A 17,359-nucleotide genomic window follows, 5' to 3' on the forward strand; every position below is an offset into this window, starting at 1 on the left:
ATTATTGATGAAAGACGAAACCACCTACCGGATCCCCTTTGACATTCTGGAAGCATTCATGACCGATGCCTTAAAAGGCATTGGAGTTCCTGAAGAAGACGCCAAAGTTTGTGCCGACATTCTGATCGCCTCAGATAAACGGGGGATTGATTCTCACGGGATCGGCCGTTTAAAACCGATCTACTATGACCGGATCAAACAAGGCATTCAAAATCCGGTCACTGAATTTGAAGTGGTTAAAGACACCTTCACCACCGCCGTCATTGATGGCCATGATGGCATGGGTCATGTGATTGCTAAAAAAGCCATGCAAATGGCCATTGACAAAGCTAAGATCTATGGCATGGGAATGACCGTGGTTCGGAATTCCACTCACTATGGTTTTGCCGGCTACTATCCGCTGATGGCCATCGAAAACAATATGATCGGGATGACCGGTACCAACGCCCGTCCGTCCATTGCCCCAACCTTTGGAGTCGAAAACATGCTGGGTACCAACCCGATCACCGTTGGTGTGCCTAGTGATGAACCCTTCCCCTTTGTCCTGGACTGCGCTACTTCGGTTTCTCAACGGGGCAAAATAGAAGTCTATGACCGCGAAAACAAAGATCTACCCGATGGCTGGGTCATCGACCGCCAGGGCAACAGCCGAACCGATACCAAACAGATCCTCATCGATTTAGTCAAAGGCGAGGCGGCTCTGACACCTCTGGGTGGCATCGGCGAAGACACTGGCGGCTATAAAGGTTATGGTTATGCCACCTTTGTGGAAATTCTCTCGGCCGCCCTCCAAACTGGCTCGTTCCTAAAAGGTCTGCTCGGTTTTGACGCCAACGGTAAGGCTCAACCCTACCATCTGGGGCATTTCTTTATCGCTATTAACATCGAAAACTTTACTGAGCCAGAATCATTTAAAAAAATCACCGGCGATATTTTGCGAGACCTGCGAGCCTCAGAAAAAATGCCCGGTCAAGAGCGGATCTACACCGCCGGCGAAAAAGAGTACGATGCCTGGCTGGATCGCAAAGACAAGGGTACCCCAGTCAACGATGCCCTGATTAAAGATATCCTCGACATTAAGGCGGAGCTGGGTCTGGATCAATACCACTTCCCTTTTGAAAAATAATTTAGCATTAGTAATTTGTATTAATCATAATAAACAAAAAGAAACGGCTTTGACACCGTTTCTTTTTGTTTATTCTAATTTTTAATAGGTTTCAACAAATAGTTCAAAATAAGACTGGGCATGTTTACAGGCCGGGCATAGATCAGGGGCTTCGTTACCTTCATGAATATAACCGCAATTGCCGCATTTCCATTTCACTTCAGAGAACCGTTTAAAGGTTCGGCCAAGCTCAATGTTTGCCGCCAATTTGAGATAGCGCGTTTCATGTGCTTTTTCAGCAATACACACTTCCAGCCAGGTTTCAGCAATTTCATCAAAGCCCTCCTTTTTTGCGATTTCCGCAAATTTAGGATAAAGCTCATGCCATTCTTCATTTTCTCCGGAAGCTGCATGTAATAAATTGTTTTTAGTATCCCCAAGGGCTACCGGGAAAGTGGCATTCACCGGAATCTCAACAGCTTTGCCGGATGTGTATTCATTGACAGCAATGTGTTTGTAGAACAATTCACCATGTTCTTTTTCATTGCCTGCTGTTTCTGTAAAAATGTCACTGATCTGAATATAACCCTCTTTCTTTGCGATCGATGCAAAATATGTATACCGCATTCTGGCCTGACATTCGCCGACAAAAGATGTCATTAAATTAACTAACGTCTGTGTTCCTTCTAATTTACCCATTTTTTCCTCCTTTATAATGATTATAAACTTACTGTTATTATATACCAGCTTTTGCGGAATTGAAACATTTTTAATTATTCTGATTTATTTAATTGGTCTATAAATTGAATAAGTGCCTGGGCAGCCACGAACGGACCATCCTGTTCAAACCCGGGAATACCCAGCTGGGTCCGGATCATCCCGATTTGAACCCCCGTTTCGCGCATCTTTTTAAATGTTTTCCTCGCAATCTTTTCATGTTCTTCTTTTAACTGCACGGCGCCAAAGGGATTGGCAAAATAGGTGGTTGTGATTCCCACTTCCCCGGTGGTGCCCTTGGCCATTCGTTTACCCTCGGAAAAGACCGCATAGGCCTCATCCAAATCATCAAACAGCTCGATGGGCGGAGCGTCTGCGCTGATTTTTTCGTAGTTATTAATATAGAAGACAAAATCCACCCGGGTCGATTTTGATATTTCTTCATAAGACATCTGTGGCACAATGACCCGGGCATTAACAATATTCGGGTTCATAAAAATACTGCGATCCATGGTGCTGTAAGCATACCCAGGCTGGAGATCATCCAGTCGAACAAAGGCACCAATTTCGGTTCCCACTGCCATCAGTTCGCCTTCCTTATTAAAGTGGAGAGAACCCATATCGTCGATGAGTATGTCAAAATCACAGGCCAGTTCTTTAGGAAGTTTGTTGATGGCTTCCAGCGTTTCTGATTTGCCGGCGCCGCTGTCACCAATCAGCATAATATTTGCTGATTTGCGGCCGCCAATCCGGATTTTAGCAAAAGCGCCGTGAACCGGCATGGCTTTCTTTTCAATCTGAATGATATTATGGAGGGTAAGCATCATTTTCTTCATATAACCAAAATAGTCAATCTGAGGGCTGTCAGGAATCAGACCATAATAGACATCATCCTCTTTAGCAACAAAACCAAGCTTTTCGTCATCTTCGAAAAGCACCTCATCCAGTCCAAAGAAAACCACTGCATCCGGTTTTTGTTTGGTAAATTCTTCAGGCGTGGCCATTTCAAAGAGGTTGAACAAACCAGCACCTAGCGCTAGATATTCTTTCTGAACATAGACGATGGACAGCAACCGACCAACCTTCATGGGAATCGCAAACCATTCGTCACAGTCCAAGTAGAATTTCTGCAAAATGCGCTTGTCTTTGACCGGAAAGATCCCATCCCGTTTGCTGGACTGGGTATAGAAAATAACCGGCGGTTCAAAAATCGCTTCCCATACATAGGGTACCTGGTACAGCGAATCATTTTTACTTTTGACGCCCCGGTCAAATTCAAATTTGTCTGTTAAAAAGGCCACCTGAGCCCCGCTGGGCAGCTGCCGGTAAATGCTTACGCTCTTCCCGGTGACATTGAAATGGATATTACGATAGAGATCCAGTACCATTTTTTTAAACGCATCATTGTTGGATGCTAGCGAATGAGCCTTAGAACGCTTTGTTTTTTCATCCGAACTGTATTCATCGGTTTTGATCATAAATCGCTGAATACTTCGCCAGTAGTTATAAAACCCTTCCAAAAATCCCAGAAATAGTTGAGAATATTCTTCGTAGGTGAATTGAATGTCAAAATAACCGGAGCAGATGATTTCGTCCAGTGAATTAATATTCAGCAGATAAACAAAATCGATAAAAGCGATTTCGTTGAATTCGCCTTTATTATTTTCAAAAGGCTCCAAGGTCTTTAACAGATAGGATTTTTTTACGGTTAATTCATCAATAAATGTTTTTACCAATTTTCTGAACAGGGTCGATTTGATCAACTGACCAAAATTTGTAAATTTTAAATCGCCTTTAATTAAAGCCGTCCGTTCTAAATTAATGTTTTTTGATTTCATTGTATCCTCCTACTTTATAATCTCCAGTAAATCATTAATGCTGGCAATCAGGTGGGTAGCCCCGGCCTGTCTCAGTTCGTCTTCGCTGCCGCAACCGTAGGTCACACCGACGGAATCAATGCCCACTTCGCTGGCGCCGATAATATCGTAATGACGATCCCCGACCATTAAGACGTCAGCTAAATCCAGGACATCATTATCTTCCAAAAGATTGGTGATGATTTCTTTTTTATTACTGCGGGTACCATCGTTATAGGTACCATAAATGCAATCAATCGGGATATCAAGCTCCAGACTGTTAATTATTTTTCGGGCATTGGTTTCATTTTTTGTTGTGGCCACGCCTAAAAAGCAATCCTTTTGATAGAGGGTATGAATCGTTTCTTTGACACCCTCATAAAGCTGAGCCTGGTACATCTGGCCATTACCAACATATTCTTCCAGATAGAATTCATAGCCTTTCCTTGCTTCATCCAATGAAAACCCATAAACTTCTTGAAAGGTTTTAAGCATCGGGGGGCCAATTAAAGAATTAATGTCTAAAACTTTCGGATCGGGAACATTCATTTTTTCTAAGGCATATTCGAAGGAACAACGTATGGTTTCTCTCGAATCGATGAGGGTTCCGTCCAGGTCAAATAGTATATGTGAATATTTCATCATTTCTCCTTTTGCACAGGTTTCTTTATGCACCGTTGACAACTTCTTGTTTGTATTAATTATAATATAGAAAAGAAAGTCCAACAAGACAAACTTACTCTTTACTGGATTAAATCGTTTAACACATATAATTTTTCTTTGATATTGCTCCATTTAAAAGTATCCCTTAATTTCATTGTAGCTGGTTTGGGGACGTGATATAATACCAATAATAAAATTGTTTAAGGAGGATTATTAAAAATGATTGCTATTCCAATTATTCTCGGTCTTATTGTGATCATCGGTCTATGGCTTGTTATTTCTCGAAATAGCTTCGTCAGCATCAAAAATCAGGTCGAAGAAGCTTTTTCCACCATGGATGTTTATCTTAAGAAGCGATACGATCTGATTCCCAACCTTGTGGAAACCGTCAAGGGTTATGCTACCCATGAATCTGAAACTTTTACCAAGGTAACCGCAGCGCGGACAGCGGCGATGAATTCAACCAGCATTGACGAAAAAATCGCCAATGAAAATGCTTTATCCGGCACCTTGAAAAGTCTCTTTGCTGTAGCTGAAGCCTATCCCCAACTCCAGGCAAATACAAATTTTCTGGATTTACAACAACAGTTAAAAATGCTGGAAGATGAAATTGCCAACTCCCGAAAATACTACAATGCGGTTGTCCGCACCATGAATACTAAGGTTGAATCCTTCCCCAGCAATCTGATTGCCAGTATGTTCGGATTCAAAAAACAACCTTTCTTCGAAGTTGGTTCTGCTGAAGAACGAGAAAACGTTCAGGTTAAATTTAACTAGTCCGCTCAGATTTATTCGTAAATTCATTTATTACAGCAATCCTGACGGTGCTTTTACAGTGCCGTCAGGACAAACTTTTAGGAGGTAAACCATGTGAAAAAGCAAAGCACCCCGATACTACTTGGCCTTCTTGGCCTTCTTCTTTTAGGAATTATTTTTCCCGGAAGCACCTTTGCAAAGGAATCTTTTGATATTACTCAGTTTGATGTTACCATGAACGTTCAGGAAGACCATGCCTATCAAATTGATGAACGTTTAACCGTTGCGTTTTCTCAACCACTTCATGGAATTTATCAATTTATTAATTATAAAGGTACCTTTTATCGGGAAATTGATGGTCAACCTGTTGAAACTCCGTATAATGCTCGATTAACCAACATAACCGTTCCAGGATGGAATTACGAAACTTCTACCGAAAACGATAGCTACATAATAAAAATAGGTTCTGGTGATAAATATGTTAGTGGAACTCAGATATATCCAATCTCTTATACTTGGAACCCTGGCGATGATAAAATTGACTCTATGGATGATGTTTATTATGATATAATAGGTCATCAAACAAATACCAACATTCTCGGTGGACATTTCGTAATTAATATGCCAAAAGAATTTGATGCAAAAAGCGTAACGTTTTTAACCGGTTCTTATGGCAGTGTCGATACAACTGCCATTGATTTTGCGGTAAGTGGTACCACCATTGAAGGAACGCTCAACCGTCCACTCTCTCCCGGTGAAGGTGTAACACTAAGAGTAGAATTACCTGAAGGATATTTTGTCGGCGCCTTCACCGGTGACGAATTCATACCGTTTATGTACATCATTTTTGGTCTGTCGCTGCTTGGCGGTGCCTTAATTTGGCTTTTCACTGGCCGAGATAAGAAACCGGTCGAAACGGTGGAGTTTTATCCGCCCCAGAACTTCACCCCATCGCAAATCGGCTTTATTGTGGATGGTGCCCTGGATAAACCAGAGGTCATGTCGCTGCTGATGTATTGGGCCGATAAGGGCTATATGACCATTGAACAGGTGGATAAGAAAAAGTTCATCTTCCATAAAATCAAAAATTTGCCGAACACTGCCGAAGATTTTGAACATACCCTGTTTAATAACATTTTTGATCAAAAAGACAGCTTTTCGACAGTCAGTGTACCGGCCAGTTTTTACGATGCCATTGTGGCAACCAGGGAACAGATTAAAGGCTATTTCGATATTCCGGAGAATCAGATCTTTACCGCCGCTTCTAAGGTTGGTCTGGTCGTTATCAGTATTTTTATGGCTCTGCCGCTGCTGGCTTATGCCATCAATGGCGCCTATAAGCTTGGCATGTTGACTTCTTTTTTCGAAGGAATGATCTTTATCGGCATTGTTTCCTGTTTTGCGGCTGCCCCCACCGTTTTCGGGGCTAATATCATTACGTCAGCCCTGCGCAACCGCAACGGCGTGGCCAGAAAAAGAACCGTTGGCCGGATCATTCTGGGAGTCGTTATCCTGATTGTGGCGGCGTTAATTTTGATTGTTGTTAATATCTTACTGGAATACACGTCCCTGCTTCCAGCGCTGCTGGCTCTGCTGGCTACCTATGGCACCGCCTTTTTCCAGATAATTGCAACCCAGAGAACCGAAACAGGACGCCTGTGGCTGGGTCAGGTTCTCGGTTTTAAGAACTTTATTGAAAAAGCCGAAAAGGATCGGATTCTGGCTCTGGTCAACGAGAATCCTCAGTATTTTTTCAATATTTTGCCCTATGCCTATGTGTTGGGAGTGACAGATAAGTGGGCCAAGAATTTTGAGTCCATTGCCATCGAACAGCCCAGCTGGTATTATGGCACCACATACGGCAATAATTTCACTTCCCTATTGTTCGTTTCAAGTTTAACACGAAGTATGAACAGTATCGCATCAGATATCATTGTTCCACCTAACTCCGGATCTGGTGGATCCGGCGGTGGCGGATTTTCCGGCGGCGGATTCTCCGGTGGTGGTGGCGGTGGTGGTGGCGTCGGTGGCTGGTAATTGCCATTCCCCCGACATCGTAACCGACTGAATTTACAATCCGCTAAGTTGACCCTTTTACTCAACATCAGCATCTCATCAAATATAAAACGCCGGATCATTTTTATGATCCGGCGTTTTATCCAGTTTCCGCACTAAACACTTTTGTTTTCGGCCATTTGTTTAATAATTTCGCTTGCCAGGGTTTCGGTGATAACCAGATGTTTGAAATATCCGGTTTTTAAGCCACTGATCACTGAATCAACGTTGGCCTCCTGAGGTACAAAGCCGATAACATCTCTGACCCGGGCTAACAGATTTAGGGGAATTTGAATCGCATAGTCATCATCACCCTGAATCAACTCCCCTTGAGGATTAAAAAAATACGAGAGCAAACATCCAACTGCTTTTTCTTCGATCAGTGTTCTTCCAAACCGCTGGGCTGAACCATGGTCCGGCACTGAGGGAAAGCTTCCCAAGGTTATCAATGCCGTTGTAGTTCTTTTCCAATAATCTTCAATTCGCTTAAAATCATCCGACGCCATCACGCGAACCTGCTCCTCCGCTGTGGTGGGAATAGCCGGGCAATTCAGGAATTCACCTTTACAACCACTTTTCTGTGAAAGCTCTTTAACCAGATCATCCGGGTGGTAACCCCGTTGGGGTGCCGTAGTTGCACCGATCAGCGGGCAGATTATTCCGCCGTTAATGCCCTCATCGTTTTGTTGGGGCAACGCATCAATAATTTTATCCATATTATAACCCCAGCCCAACCCCAATATCTTTGTTTTGGGTAGAAAATCCAGCAGCACATCAGCGCCGATTTGATAAAGATCATCCGGTAATGTAACCACACGACAGCTTTTCAGGTTAAAATGGTGGCATAATTCATGTCTTATTCCCCTGATGGTGCGATGATATGAAAGAACATCGATCTTAACAATTCCTGCTTTTCTGGCCTTATTTAAAAGGTAACTGACTGCCGGACGGGATATATCTAAATCACTGGCGATTTCAGACTGGGTTTTATTTTCCTCATAATATAATTGCGAAACATGTATCAAACGACACAATTCTTTTTCTTTCAACAAAATCACCTCATCCTAACGCTTTAAATGCCTGTATAATATATCGCATCTGCGGGCTTTTGTCAATTTTGAATACCTCAATTTCAGACCTTCTTGCTGGCTAGGTTTTCATAGTTTTTTAGTCCAAGGGAATCAGGATCGTGCATTTAAATCGGTCATCAAGAATCTGAGTGACCATGTTACCTTCGTAGTTTTTTAAAACCTGTTTTACATTAGAAATGCCGTAACCACTTTGTTCCTCATCAATTCGTTTGCTGCTAACCATGTTGTTCCCCGATTTTTGGATGGTCTTTTCATCAATGGTGTTCTCAATGTCAATGAGCAGACTCTCCCGCTTGTAGTACATATTAAACTTGATTATTTTATCCTGATCCTGTCGTGAATCCCGCAAACAGCCCTCAATGGCATTGTCCAGGACATTCCCTAGAATGATGGATAGATCAATGCTGTTCATTTTCAGGTTTTCCGGGATGGCAATGTAATGGACAAAATTAATCTTATTGTCAGCGGCAACCTTGATTTTATAATTCAACAGGGCATCCACCACATTATTTCCCGATCGATTATGATCCACCGCATTCTGAAGCAATTCATGGAATTGAAGTAAATAATCCTCAATTTCATCGCAGGCCTGATTTTTGATTAAATACTGCATGGTGATGACATGGTTGTTCATATCATGCCATAATCCTCTCACCTGATAATTTTTTTCGAGCATTTCTTTATAGTGTTTCTGTTGGAGCTCCAGCTGAATATTAACATTCTTGTATTCATTTATATTTTTGGATTCATGATCCAATACTTTTAAGATAACAAAAATAACTACATTAATGTATACCAGGGCACCCAAAGAAGCGATTCCAACTAAATGCCTACCTGCGACATGAACATCAATAAAATAAAGGTTCAAACCAACAATTAAACTGATAACTGGAATACTTAAAAGGACAATGTTCCGAATGACTAACGAAGTTTTCATTCCATCGATCCTACCAAATACCGGGTGAAGGCATCATATACTTTCTGATTCCGTTTGGGACTGATTGGTATCATCACGCCATTTTTCAATACCACTGTTTTTGTTTTGATACTTTTGACATTCTTAAGATTAACAATGTAAGATCGATGACATAAAACAAAGCGCAATGAATTCAATTCCTTTTCCAAAGCTGAAATCGTGTAGTAATATTCATACTCTGCTTCAAAGGTGGCCACTTTTATCTTTCTACCGAGACTCTCAAAATATAATATCTCATCACTTTTCAAAAATATTTTTTCATTATTTATTTCGAATTCATAAAAACTGGTCTTTGCTTGGCTAATGTCATTTTCCAGCTTTTTTAAAACATGAAATAGTTTTTCTTCCGGAAATGGTTTTAGTAAAAAGTCACTAGCATTAACCGAATAACCTAATACGGCATACTCAATTAAAGATGTGGTAATAATAATATGAACCTCATTATCCGTTTTTCTGATCTCATTTGCGATCTCAATACCATCTTCATTATCTAAACACATATCAAGAAAAATAATATCATAATTAATCCCTTTGTTACTTGCTTCAATGAGTTCATAGCCAAACTGAAATGTGGTTAAATGATAATCCGTTTCAAATGGATATCGCCCAATCAAATCGACAAGTATATTTTTATGTTGTTCCTCATCTTCGCAAACCGCAATTTTTAACATTTTTCACCTTTTATTTCAGCCAAAATCATACTTTTCAATTGAATTATTATAACGTATAAAAGCCTGTGATACAATCTTTTACGCTTATTTAACCAGTCAGTTTTATTTTTGATGACATCATATTCTGTTTTCATGACATCATTATTGTTTTAATCCATAAAATTTGCTAGTATTAAATGATCCATCCAACCAATTTTAGTTCAGTTTACAGTGTAAACTGTCTGTTTATGCTGGGATTGTGATGGCAATGATTCAAAACAAACTCTGATACTAAAAGGAACCGACATGACTCTGAAAAAGTTTATTAATAAACCAGAAAACATCACCTCTGAATTACTTGAAGGTCTGGCTCTTGCCAATCCATTAATTCTGGAGGTAAGGCCTAACAATCTCGTTGTCAACAAAGGGCTCAAAACTGCCAGCCGCGTCACCATCGTTACCCTGGGGGGATCCGGTCATGAACCAGCACTGGAAGGCTTTGTTGGTGAAGGCATGATCGATATTGCCGTAGTTGGTGATGTTTTTGCTGCGCCTGGTTATAAAGCGGTTCTTGAAGCGCTACGGCTTGCTGACAAAGGCAAGGGAATTCTGTTAGTTGTTTTGAACCATGCTGGCGATATGCTGGCTGGAACCCGAACCATGGAAGAAGCCCGCAAAGCTGGCATTAATGTATCCATGGTTGTTACCCAGGAAGATGTGGCCTTCGCTCCTCGTTCAGAGGCACACCGACGTCGGGGCCTGATGGGATGCGTGCCTCTGTATAAAATCGTTGGTGCTGCTGCCGCCCAAGGAAAATCGCTCTACGAAGTAACCGCCATTGCTCAGGATTTTGCAGATAACATGGCAACCATTGCGGTGGCCTGTAAAACTGCCACCCATCCCCAGAATGGTTCGGCTTTTGCCGTACTCGGGAATGACGAAATGGAGATTGGAGTGGGTCAGCATGGCGAAGGCGGTGGTAGCCGTCAAGAAATGAAAAATGCCGATGAAACTGCCATCCTTATGTCAGATTTGCTTATTGCTGATTTAAATCTCTGTACTGGCGAGGAAATCATGGTCATTGTCAATGGCACCGGTTCCACAACCATCATGGAGATGCTGATTATTTTCAGATGCGTTCACAAATATTTAAGTGCCAAAGGGATCAAAATTGTGGCAAATTGGGTTGAAGAAGTTCTGACCGTACAGGAACAAGCCGGATTTCAATTATTTTTTGCCCGCATGAATGCTCAGAACCTCTGGTTTTGGAACGCAACGGCACGAACACCTTACTTAGTGCGATGATTGAACAAATTTTTAATAAATCTCATTTCTTGCCTGCACCTCTGATTCGAAATACCGTAATAAAAAAAACAGCAGCCAATCTAAAGGTGATTGGTTGCTGTTTTCTTTTCTATGAAACTAATTATTTCACTATTGGTCTTTATCCCTGGTGAAATAAAAACAAAACTACTGGTCTGAAATGACCCGATTAATTAAGTCTTTTATTATTGACACAATTCTATCGCCAGTGTCGCAGCTCCCCCGGCATCTTTAGCATAAGCATCACATCCAGTACGATCACTGAATTCCTGAGTAATAGGTGCCCCACCGATCATGATTTTTACCTGATCCCGGATCCCAGCGTCCTCAAACGCTTTAATAATTTTAGGAACTTCTGGCATTGTCGTGGTCAGTAGTGCTGAACAGGCGACAATGTCAGCTTTATTTGCAATGGCGGCTTCCACAAATATTTCAGCAGGCACATCAACGCCGATATCAATCACCTTCAGGCCCCGGCCTTCCAGGAGCATCCCAACCAGATTTTTTCCGATATCATGCATATCTCCCTGGACGCTGCCAAGAACAACGGTACCAAGGGATTTAGCATCCTGATCCGTCAACAGCGGCTTTAATACTTTCGAACCCTCCATCATCGCATGACAAGAACAGAGAACTTCCGGAATATAGAGTTCGTCCCGACTAAATTCATCACCTACAATAGCCATCCCTGCCATCATGGCATCGAGGACTTCCTGGGGAGTTATTCCGGCATCGATAGCCTCCTGGACCAGTCCAGGCATGGCAAATTCATCACCATCATACAATGTTTCTGATATTTTCTTTAACATTTCCATTTTAATTCCTCCCTTACTCCAGGTTAATGGGATAGTTTCCATATTCGCAAACACATTTTACCATGTGCACCAGTTTTTCCGCACTCACATCGCCCTGAACGTTATGAGCCGGCGCCAATAAAAATCCCCCGCCGGGAGCCAAGGCTTTAATCGCATCTTGCACCTCTCGGGTGACATCGTCGATTGTTCCAAAGGGCAAAATATTTTGAATGTCGATGTTGCCATGAAAAACGATATCCTTTCCAAAAGCTTCTTTTAATTCGTAGCGATTCATATCCTTTGCCGCAGGTTGCACCGGATCAAGGATATCCACTCCGCATTCAATTATATCCGAAATAAAAGGTCTGACCGATCCGCAGGTATGCAACATAATTTTTGCTTCTGGATTGTATAGGTGTAGTGTTTTTTTTGCATGCTCCCAAAGTTCCTTAAGATGAGGTTTAACCACCTTTCTAAAGGTTTTTGGAGAAAGCAACGGACGATCCTGCATTCCCAAGTCCTCGCCGCTGAGTCTTAAAATATCAACGTATTCTCCGACCTCGGCCATAATCACCTCGTTAGTCCGCTTTTGAATCTGACAGATTTTATCCATCAGGGCATGAGCGAATTCCTGATTGTTGATGATATCACGGTACCACTGTTCATGACCCCGCATATAGGTTGCCAATTCAAATACGGCCCCCGCAAATTTGGCTAAAATTGCTAAATCGGTAGTTTCCCTAACTTCTTTCATTTCTTCCATTAATCCAGCATAGCGTTTGGGATCTTCGGGATCAGGCCAAACATAGGTTTCGAGATCCTCAATCGTGGCATGAGCCAGCGGCGGATTAACCAGTTCAAAGTAGAAATGGCCGCCATCAATGGCTGTTTTTTTCCAATAGCATCCCCATTCATCGGTGAAGCTGCCGTCATCAAAACTTTTACTATGAATGGAGTTCCCAGAACGTGGGGATATATAATACATGTCGATTCCCAATTTTTTTATCATTTCAATGGGCATCTGTACCTCGGTCCAGCGTCCCATCCGGGGCGTCTCGGGAAGGTGCATCATATCCAAAACTTTTTTCATATCCCGGTATACATCGATGGTCAGTACCATGTCCACCGGTACTCGATCCGGTTCTTTGTGATTGACTGCTGTCATGACTCTTTCTCGTGAATTCATTTTATACCTCCCTATTCAAAATCATCGCAATGATTAAATTCATTTACGATGCTATCCATATCTTTGTTGTTAGTTTTCATAACCAGAAGAAATCACAATCCAAATCTCTTCTGGTTCATGGCAACAGACAACAAGCTCGGGCACTTTCACAATTGCATATACTTTAGCGATTTATCATTATACTGTTATGAATTAGCCTAATAATTCCAATTCATTGATCGTTTAATAGCTTCCTGCCATCCAGCATAGGCTTTGCTTCTTTTTTCTGCCGCTATTTCCGGGATGAAGCTGGCTTCAATGGTGAGCGCTGCATCAAAATCGGCTTCTTTCCATAGACCGACGTAGAGTCCGGCCATTTCAGCAGCACCTAAACTGGTTGCTTCCACTGAGAACGGTCGATCTACCTGAACATCCATCATATCGGCCATCATTTGCGCCAGCAAGTTATTTTTCGAGGCCCCACCGTCAATCCGGATGGTTTTCATTTTAATACCGGCTTCATTAGCCACAACGTCCATAATATCTTTAAGTCTAAAGGCGATACCTTCCAATGTGGCTCTGACCAGATGGGCTTTTTTCGTCCCACGAGTGATTCCAAAAATAGTGCCTCGGGCATAAGGATCATGATAAGGGGCGCTCAATCCAGTCAGTGCCGGAACAAAGTATACCCCGTTCGTATCTTCAACTGAGCGAGCCAGATCTTCGGTTTCGCTGGACTCGGCAATCACTTCCAACCCGTCTCTTAACCATTGCACGGCGGAACCGGTAACAGATTCATAACCTTCTAGAGCATATGTCATCACATCTCCGAGTTTCCAGGCAATGACCGTGTTAAGACCCTGGTCGGAAACCACACATTCTGTGCCAACGTTGATATCTAAAAATGAACCGGTACCATTGGTGATTTTTCCGGTCCCTGCAGTACGGCATCCCTGGGCAAATAATGCGGCATGCTGATCGGCAATAACACCGGTAATCGGAATTTCCGCACCCAGAATATCTTTTTGTGAAACCCCATAGTCCCCTGAATCTGTGATAATTTCCGGAAATATTTTTCGATCGATTCCCAGATAAGTTAAGAATTCGTCATACCATTCTCCGGTTCTTAAATCTAGGCTCCCCATAACCGAAGCATTAGAATAACTGACGGCATGTTTTTTTCCACCCGTTAACTTCCAAATGAGCCAGGTATCGATGGTGCCAAAAAGAGCTTCTCCGGCTTCAATTTTTTCTTTGATCATGGGAACATTGTTAATATACCAATTCAGCATCATTGACGAATATACCGGTCCTAAAGTCCAGCCGGTCGTCTTTCGCACTTTTTCGCCCCAGTCTCCAGCATTGAGTTCCTGACAGAATGCTGCGGTTCTCGTATCCTGCCAAACGATTGCATTATGTAAGGGTTCTCCGGTTTCCTTGTCCCACACCAGACAGGTAGCCCGCTGATTGGTAATCCCGATACAGGCAATTTCTTCAGGCGAAATCATGGCCTCGCCAATGGCTTTTTTACACATTGCCACACTTTTTTCATAAATTTCCATTGCGTCATGCTCAACCTTGTCTTCGCTTGGGGTGTACTGTGTGAATTCCTCATAACTCTGAGCAACAATTTGCAATTTTTCATTGAAAATCAAAGCTCGGGTGCCGGTGGTTCCTTCATCAATAACGAGTACATACTTTTTCATTTCTTTCTCCTTTGAAATCATTTGGTTTGAGCGATTGCAAATATGCTTTTGCTTTGGTAGTGTTTACTCGGAACGTTATCAAAACAATATAAACCGAATTCTTCAACTTTTGCAATGCCTCGATTTAACTGGTTTAAAAAATCAACACCATTCCATCAGTAATATACTTTCTCATAATGTCATACCCCAAAACTAATCCGAGGTATCATTCGTAATATAAATTATTTTACTATCTTTATTCGTCAATATATCATGATTATTAAACGTTGTCAATAATTTCGCATTTACTTTATAGTGTTTTTATATCGACTTTGTATGCACTTTATATCTTCATGTCGATTTTTTCATGCTATTTAAACAAGCCTTTCATTGTCTATCTTGTTTTTTTTTGCGATTTTGCCAATTTCTTTTTCAACCATCATATGCAGGCCACGATTCTAAAAAAACTGCTGGTTACTTTTGACACCCTAATCCCTTGTTCCTTACGAAAAATCATTGTAAATCATATAGTTAATTTTTAACCTGGATTTAAGTCAAAATAAAAAAACGCATCGTTTGTATCGATGCGTCTCTAATACTATTCAAAAGGCCATGTTTGAATTGATTGTGTCTATATTATTTCTATATTATTACTTTTGCAATATTCCTGATATATTTCGGGAGTCTTATCATCCAGTACAAAACCATCAAAAACATTCAAATCGACCATTTTTGTCAGAGAGACCTTCTCAAATTTCGAGTAATCAGCCATCAGGTAACACTTCCGACTGATTTCATAAATTGTCTGATTGATTTCAATTTCTTCAAAAGCACCATGAGTAATTCCTTTATCGATGGATACCGCCATAACCCCCATAAAAGCTTTGTCTATATTAAAACTTTTCAAAAATTCATTGGCTTCCTTCCCGTAAAATGCACCTGAAAAACTTCGCAGCTTTCCGCCCGGCATATAAACAGTGATCCCTGAAATAGTGGAAGCTTTTAATGCCACCGTGAGAGAGAGCGTAATTAAATTGAGATCCTTAATATCTTCAAGATAGTCAAGTACCAGTTCGACGGTGCTGCCAGCATTTAAAGCGATGGTATCACCATTTTCAATAAGTCTTGCCGCTTTTTCTGCAATTAACCGCTTCTCTTCGATATTCTGAGTTCGCTTTTTAAAGATATCCATTTCTGACGTCGTCTGATAGTTTATTTTTTCTTTTCTGAAAGCTCCGCCATAGGACAAGGTAATCCCATATTCCTCAGCAAGATATTTTAAATCCCGTCGGATAGTTGCCTCGCCTACACCATATTTTTGAGAAAGACTAGCAACTTTTACCGAGCCTTTATTCATAACTGTATTAAGTATTTCTTTTCTTCGATCTATATGTAACATCTGTGTTTCTCCTTATAAGAATCCCTTCTGCATTTCAACCTAACAAGATTTCTACTGTTATCAAGGACACATTACTCTTGATTTGTCAGAACAAATTTTTAAAATTAATCTTTGCTCTAAATTGTACCTACAAACCCACATTATAGCAAGCATAACATCATGAAAACAGCTTTAGAGCTAGGTATCAATTTCACTCATTTTGGTTTAGTACTTCCTTTGCTGTTTGTTCGGTAATCACCAGATGCTTGATATAACCGGTTCGCAGACAGCTGATGACCGCACTGGTATTGGATTCCGGGGGAACAATCCCGATGACATGTTTGATTCGGGTCAACAGCTTTAGGGGTATCTGGATGGCATAATCGTCATCCCCTTCAATCCGCTCGCCCTGAAGATTAAAAAAATAAGACAGCAGACTCCCGACTGCTTTTTCCTGTGTGAGTTTCTTGCCAAACCGCAGCGCCGTCCCATGATCCGGAACCAGCGGAAAACTGCCCAGGGTAATTATGGCAGTGTCAGTTTTCCGCCATCGCTCCAGAATTTCTTGATAATTATTGGTATTCATGAACAGTTCCTGATCCTGCTCGGTGGTGGGAAAAGCCGGACTAATCAGATATTCCGCCTGAAGCCCCGTTTTATGGGACAGTTCGGTAGCCAACTCATTCGGGTGATAACCCCGATGGGGAACGGTGGCTGTTCCAATCAGGGGGCAGACAATACCATGAGCTGTTGCGCCGCTATTTGTCCGGGGCAGGGCTTCAATCATTTTGTTGATATTATATCCCCATCCCAGAGCCAGGACCTTGGTTTTCTCAAGAAAATCCACTACGATCCCAGCCGCCTCCTGATGAAGGTCTTCTGCCGCCGCCACTACATGGCAGGTTTTCAGATTAAAACAGCGACAAAGGTTCTGACTCAATCCCATGTTGGAGTGCTGATACGAGAGGATATCGATTTTTACAATCCCTTCTTTCCTGGCTTTGTTTAATAAATTACTCACCAACGGTCTGGAGATATCCATTATCCTGGCAATTTCTGCCTGGGTCTTATTCTCTTCATAATATAATTTTGAAATTTGGATGAGTCGCAATAACTCTTTCTCTTTCATTTGTTCACTCCTATTT

The 17,359-nt window shown here is 41.7% G+C and carries 15 protein-coding genes; 4 read left to right on the forward strand and 11 right to left on the reverse strand.

Annotated features, from left to right (window positions below; genetic code table 11):
- Nucleotides 1-7: 7 nt before the first annotated feature.
- On the forward strand, nt 8-1,126 hold the full coding sequence (locus tag Q7J41_RS08475; RefSeq protein WP_304887101.1) for an Ldh family oxidoreductase: 1,119 nt from the start codon (nt 8-10) through the stop codon (nt 1,124-1,126).
- Between the two features lie 81 nt (nt 1,127-1,207).
- Here the strand turns inward: Q7J41_RS08475 and rbr are convergent, their stop codons facing one another.
- From rbr to Q7J41_RS08490, 3 genes are all read right to left on the reverse strand, one after another.
- Entirely contained in the window at nt 1,208-1,804 is a 597-nt protein-coding gene (gene rbr, locus Q7J41_RS08480; protein WP_304887103.1) for a rubrerythrin, read from the reverse strand.
- Nucleotides 1,805-1,878: 74 nt separating this feature from the next.
- Nucleotides 1,879-3,660 carry a hypothetical protein gene (locus Q7J41_RS08485; RefSeq protein WP_304887105.1) on the reverse strand — a complete coding sequence of 594 codons (1,782 nt, stop codon included), beginning with the start codon at nt 3,658-3,660 and terminating at the stop codon, nt 1,879-1,881.
- A 9-nt stretch (nt 3,661-3,669) separates the two neighbouring features.
- The gene (locus Q7J41_RS08490; protein WP_304887107.1) at nt 3,670-4,320 is read right to left on the reverse strand and encodes an HAD hydrolase-like protein; all 651 of its coding nucleotides are present in this window, start codon (nt 4,318-4,320) and stop codon (nt 3,670-3,672) included.
- A 240-nt stretch (nt 4,321-4,560) separates the two neighbouring features.
- Here Q7J41_RS08490 and Q7J41_RS08495 point away from each other — a divergent pair, with 240 nt between their 5' ends.
- Complete coding sequence (locus Q7J41_RS08495; RefSeq protein ID WP_304887109.1) at nt 4,561-5,118, forward strand: LemA family protein; 558 nt, start codon at nt 4,561-4,563, stop codon at nt 5,116-5,118.
- Between the two features lie 93 nt (nt 5,119-5,211).
- On the forward strand, nt 5,212-7,134 hold the full coding sequence (locus tag Q7J41_RS08500) for a DUF2207 domain-containing protein (RefSeq protein ID WP_304887111.1): 1,923 nt from the start codon (nt 5,212-5,214) through the stop codon (nt 7,132-7,134).
- A gap of 134 nt (nt 7,135-7,268) precedes the next feature.
- Here the strand turns inward: Q7J41_RS08500 and Q7J41_RS08505 are convergent, their stop codons facing one another.
- The 3 genes from Q7J41_RS08505 to Q7J41_RS08515 form a co-directional block, all read right to left on the reverse strand.
- Nucleotides 7,269-8,201 carry a sugar-binding transcriptional regulator gene (locus Q7J41_RS08505; protein WP_304887113.1) on the reverse strand — a complete coding sequence of 311 codons (933 nt, stop codon included), beginning with the start codon at nt 8,199-8,201 and terminating at the stop codon, nt 7,269-7,271.
- 118 nt (nt 8,202-8,319) lie between these two features.
- Nucleotides 8,320-9,180, reverse strand: coding sequence for a sensor histidine kinase (locus Q7J41_RS08510; RefSeq protein ID WP_304887114.1), 861 nt, complete (start codon nt 9,178-9,180; stop codon nt 8,320-8,322).
- On the reverse strand, nt 9,177-9,890 hold the full coding sequence (locus tag Q7J41_RS08515) for a LytTR family DNA-binding domain-containing protein (protein WP_304887115.1): 714 nt from the start codon (nt 9,888-9,890) through the stop codon (nt 9,177-9,179). Before Q7J41_RS08515 ends, Q7J41_RS08510 begins: the two co-directional genes overlap by 4 nt.
- 285 nt (nt 9,891-10,175) lie before the next feature.
- Between Q7J41_RS08515 and Q7J41_RS08520 the strand changes: the two genes are divergently transcribed.
- On the forward strand, nt 10,176-11,174 hold the full coding sequence (locus tag Q7J41_RS08520; RefSeq protein WP_304887117.1) for a dihydroxyacetone kinase subunit DhaK: 999 nt from the start codon (nt 10,176-10,178) through the stop codon (nt 11,172-11,174).
- A gap of 203 nt (nt 11,175-11,377) precedes the next feature.
- Here the strand turns inward: Q7J41_RS08520 and Q7J41_RS08525 are convergent, their stop codons facing one another.
- The 5 genes from Q7J41_RS08525 to Q7J41_RS08545 form a co-directional block, all read right to left on the reverse strand.
- Entirely contained in the window at nt 11,378-12,007 is a 630-nt protein-coding gene (locus tag Q7J41_RS08525) for a B12-binding domain-containing protein (RefSeq protein ID WP_304887119.1), read from the reverse strand.
- 13 nt (nt 12,008-12,020) lie between these two features.
- Nucleotides 12,021-13,172: a uroporphyrinogen decarboxylase family protein gene (locus Q7J41_RS08530; RefSeq protein ID WP_304887121.1), complete on the reverse strand. Its 1,152-nt coding sequence runs from the start codon at nt 13,170-13,172 to the stop codon at nt 12,021-12,023.
- A gap of 197 nt (nt 13,173-13,369) precedes the next feature.
- Complete coding sequence (locus tag Q7J41_RS08535) at nt 13,370-14,857, reverse strand: glycerol kinase GlpK (protein WP_304887123.1); 1,488 nt, start codon at nt 14,855-14,857, stop codon at nt 13,370-13,372.
- A gap of 610 nt (nt 14,858-15,467) precedes the next feature.
- On the reverse strand, nt 15,468-16,235 hold the full coding sequence (locus tag Q7J41_RS08540; protein ID WP_304887124.1) for a DeoR/GlpR family DNA-binding transcription regulator: 768 nt from the start codon (nt 16,233-16,235) through the stop codon (nt 15,468-15,470).
- Nucleotides 16,236-16,425: 190 nt separating this feature from the next.
- A complete protein-coding gene (locus Q7J41_RS08545) occupies nt 16,426-17,343 on the reverse strand; it encodes a sugar-binding transcriptional regulator (protein ID WP_304887126.1) in 918 nt (305 codons plus the stop codon).
- Nucleotides 17,344-17,359 lie beyond the last annotated feature (16 nt).

Origin of the sequence: Acetobacterium sp. (genome assembly GCF_030652775.1) — a bacterium.
In the GTDB taxonomy this organism is placed as follows: Bacteria; Bacillota; Clostridia; order Eubacteriales; family Eubacteriaceae; genus Acetobacterium.

What these genes read in the sequence shown, in the direction of transcription:
- Q7J41_RS08475 (WP_304887101.1), top strand. Translation starts at nt 8, where the DNA reads ATGAAAGACGAAACCACCTACCGGATCCCCTTTGACATTCTGGAAGCA.
- rbr (WP_304887103.1), bottom strand. Translation starts at nt 1,804, where the DNA reads ATGGGTAAATTAGAAGGAACACAGACGTTAGTTAATTTAATGACATCT.
- Q7J41_RS08485 (WP_304887105.1), bottom strand. Translation starts at nt 3,660, where the DNA reads ATGAAATCAAAAAACATTAATTTAGAACGGACGGCTTTAATTAAAGGC.
- Q7J41_RS08490 (WP_304887107.1), bottom strand. Translation starts at nt 4,320, where the DNA reads ATGAAATATTCACATATACTATTTGACCTGGACGGAACCCTCATCGAT.
- Q7J41_RS08495 (WP_304887109.1), top strand. Translation starts at nt 4,561, where the DNA reads ATGATTGCTATTCCAATTATTCTCGGTCTTATTGTGATCATCGGTCTA.
- Q7J41_RS08510 (WP_304887114.1), bottom strand. Translation starts at nt 9,180, where the DNA reads ATGAAAACTTCGTTAGTCATTCGGAACATTGTCCTTTTAAGTATTCCA.
- Q7J41_RS08515 (WP_304887115.1), bottom strand. Translation starts at nt 9,890, where the DNA reads ATGTTAAAAATTGCGGTTTGCGAAGATGAGGAACAACATAAAAATATA.
- Q7J41_RS08520 (WP_304887117.1), top strand. Translation starts at nt 10,176, where the DNA reads ATGACTCTGAAAAAGTTTATTAATAAACCAGAAAACATCACCTCTGAA.
- Q7J41_RS08525 (WP_304887119.1), bottom strand. Translation starts at nt 12,007, where the DNA reads ATGGAAATGTTAAAGAAAATATCAGAAACATTGTATGATGGTGATGAA.
- Q7J41_RS08530 (WP_304887121.1), bottom strand. Translation starts at nt 13,172, where the DNA reads ATGAATTCACGAGAAAGAGTCATGACAGCAGTCAATCACAAAGAACCG.
- Q7J41_RS08535 (WP_304887123.1), bottom strand. Translation starts at nt 14,857, where the DNA reads ATGAAAAAGTATGTACTCGTTATTGATGAAGGAACCACCGGCACCCGA.
- Q7J41_RS08540 (WP_304887124.1), bottom strand. Translation starts at nt 16,235, where the DNA reads ATGTTACATATAGATCGAAGAAAAGAAATACTTAATACAGTTATGAAT.
- Q7J41_RS08545 (WP_304887126.1), bottom strand. Translation starts at nt 17,343, where the DNA reads ATGAAAGAGAAAGAGTTATTGCGACTCATCCAAATTTCAAAATTATAT.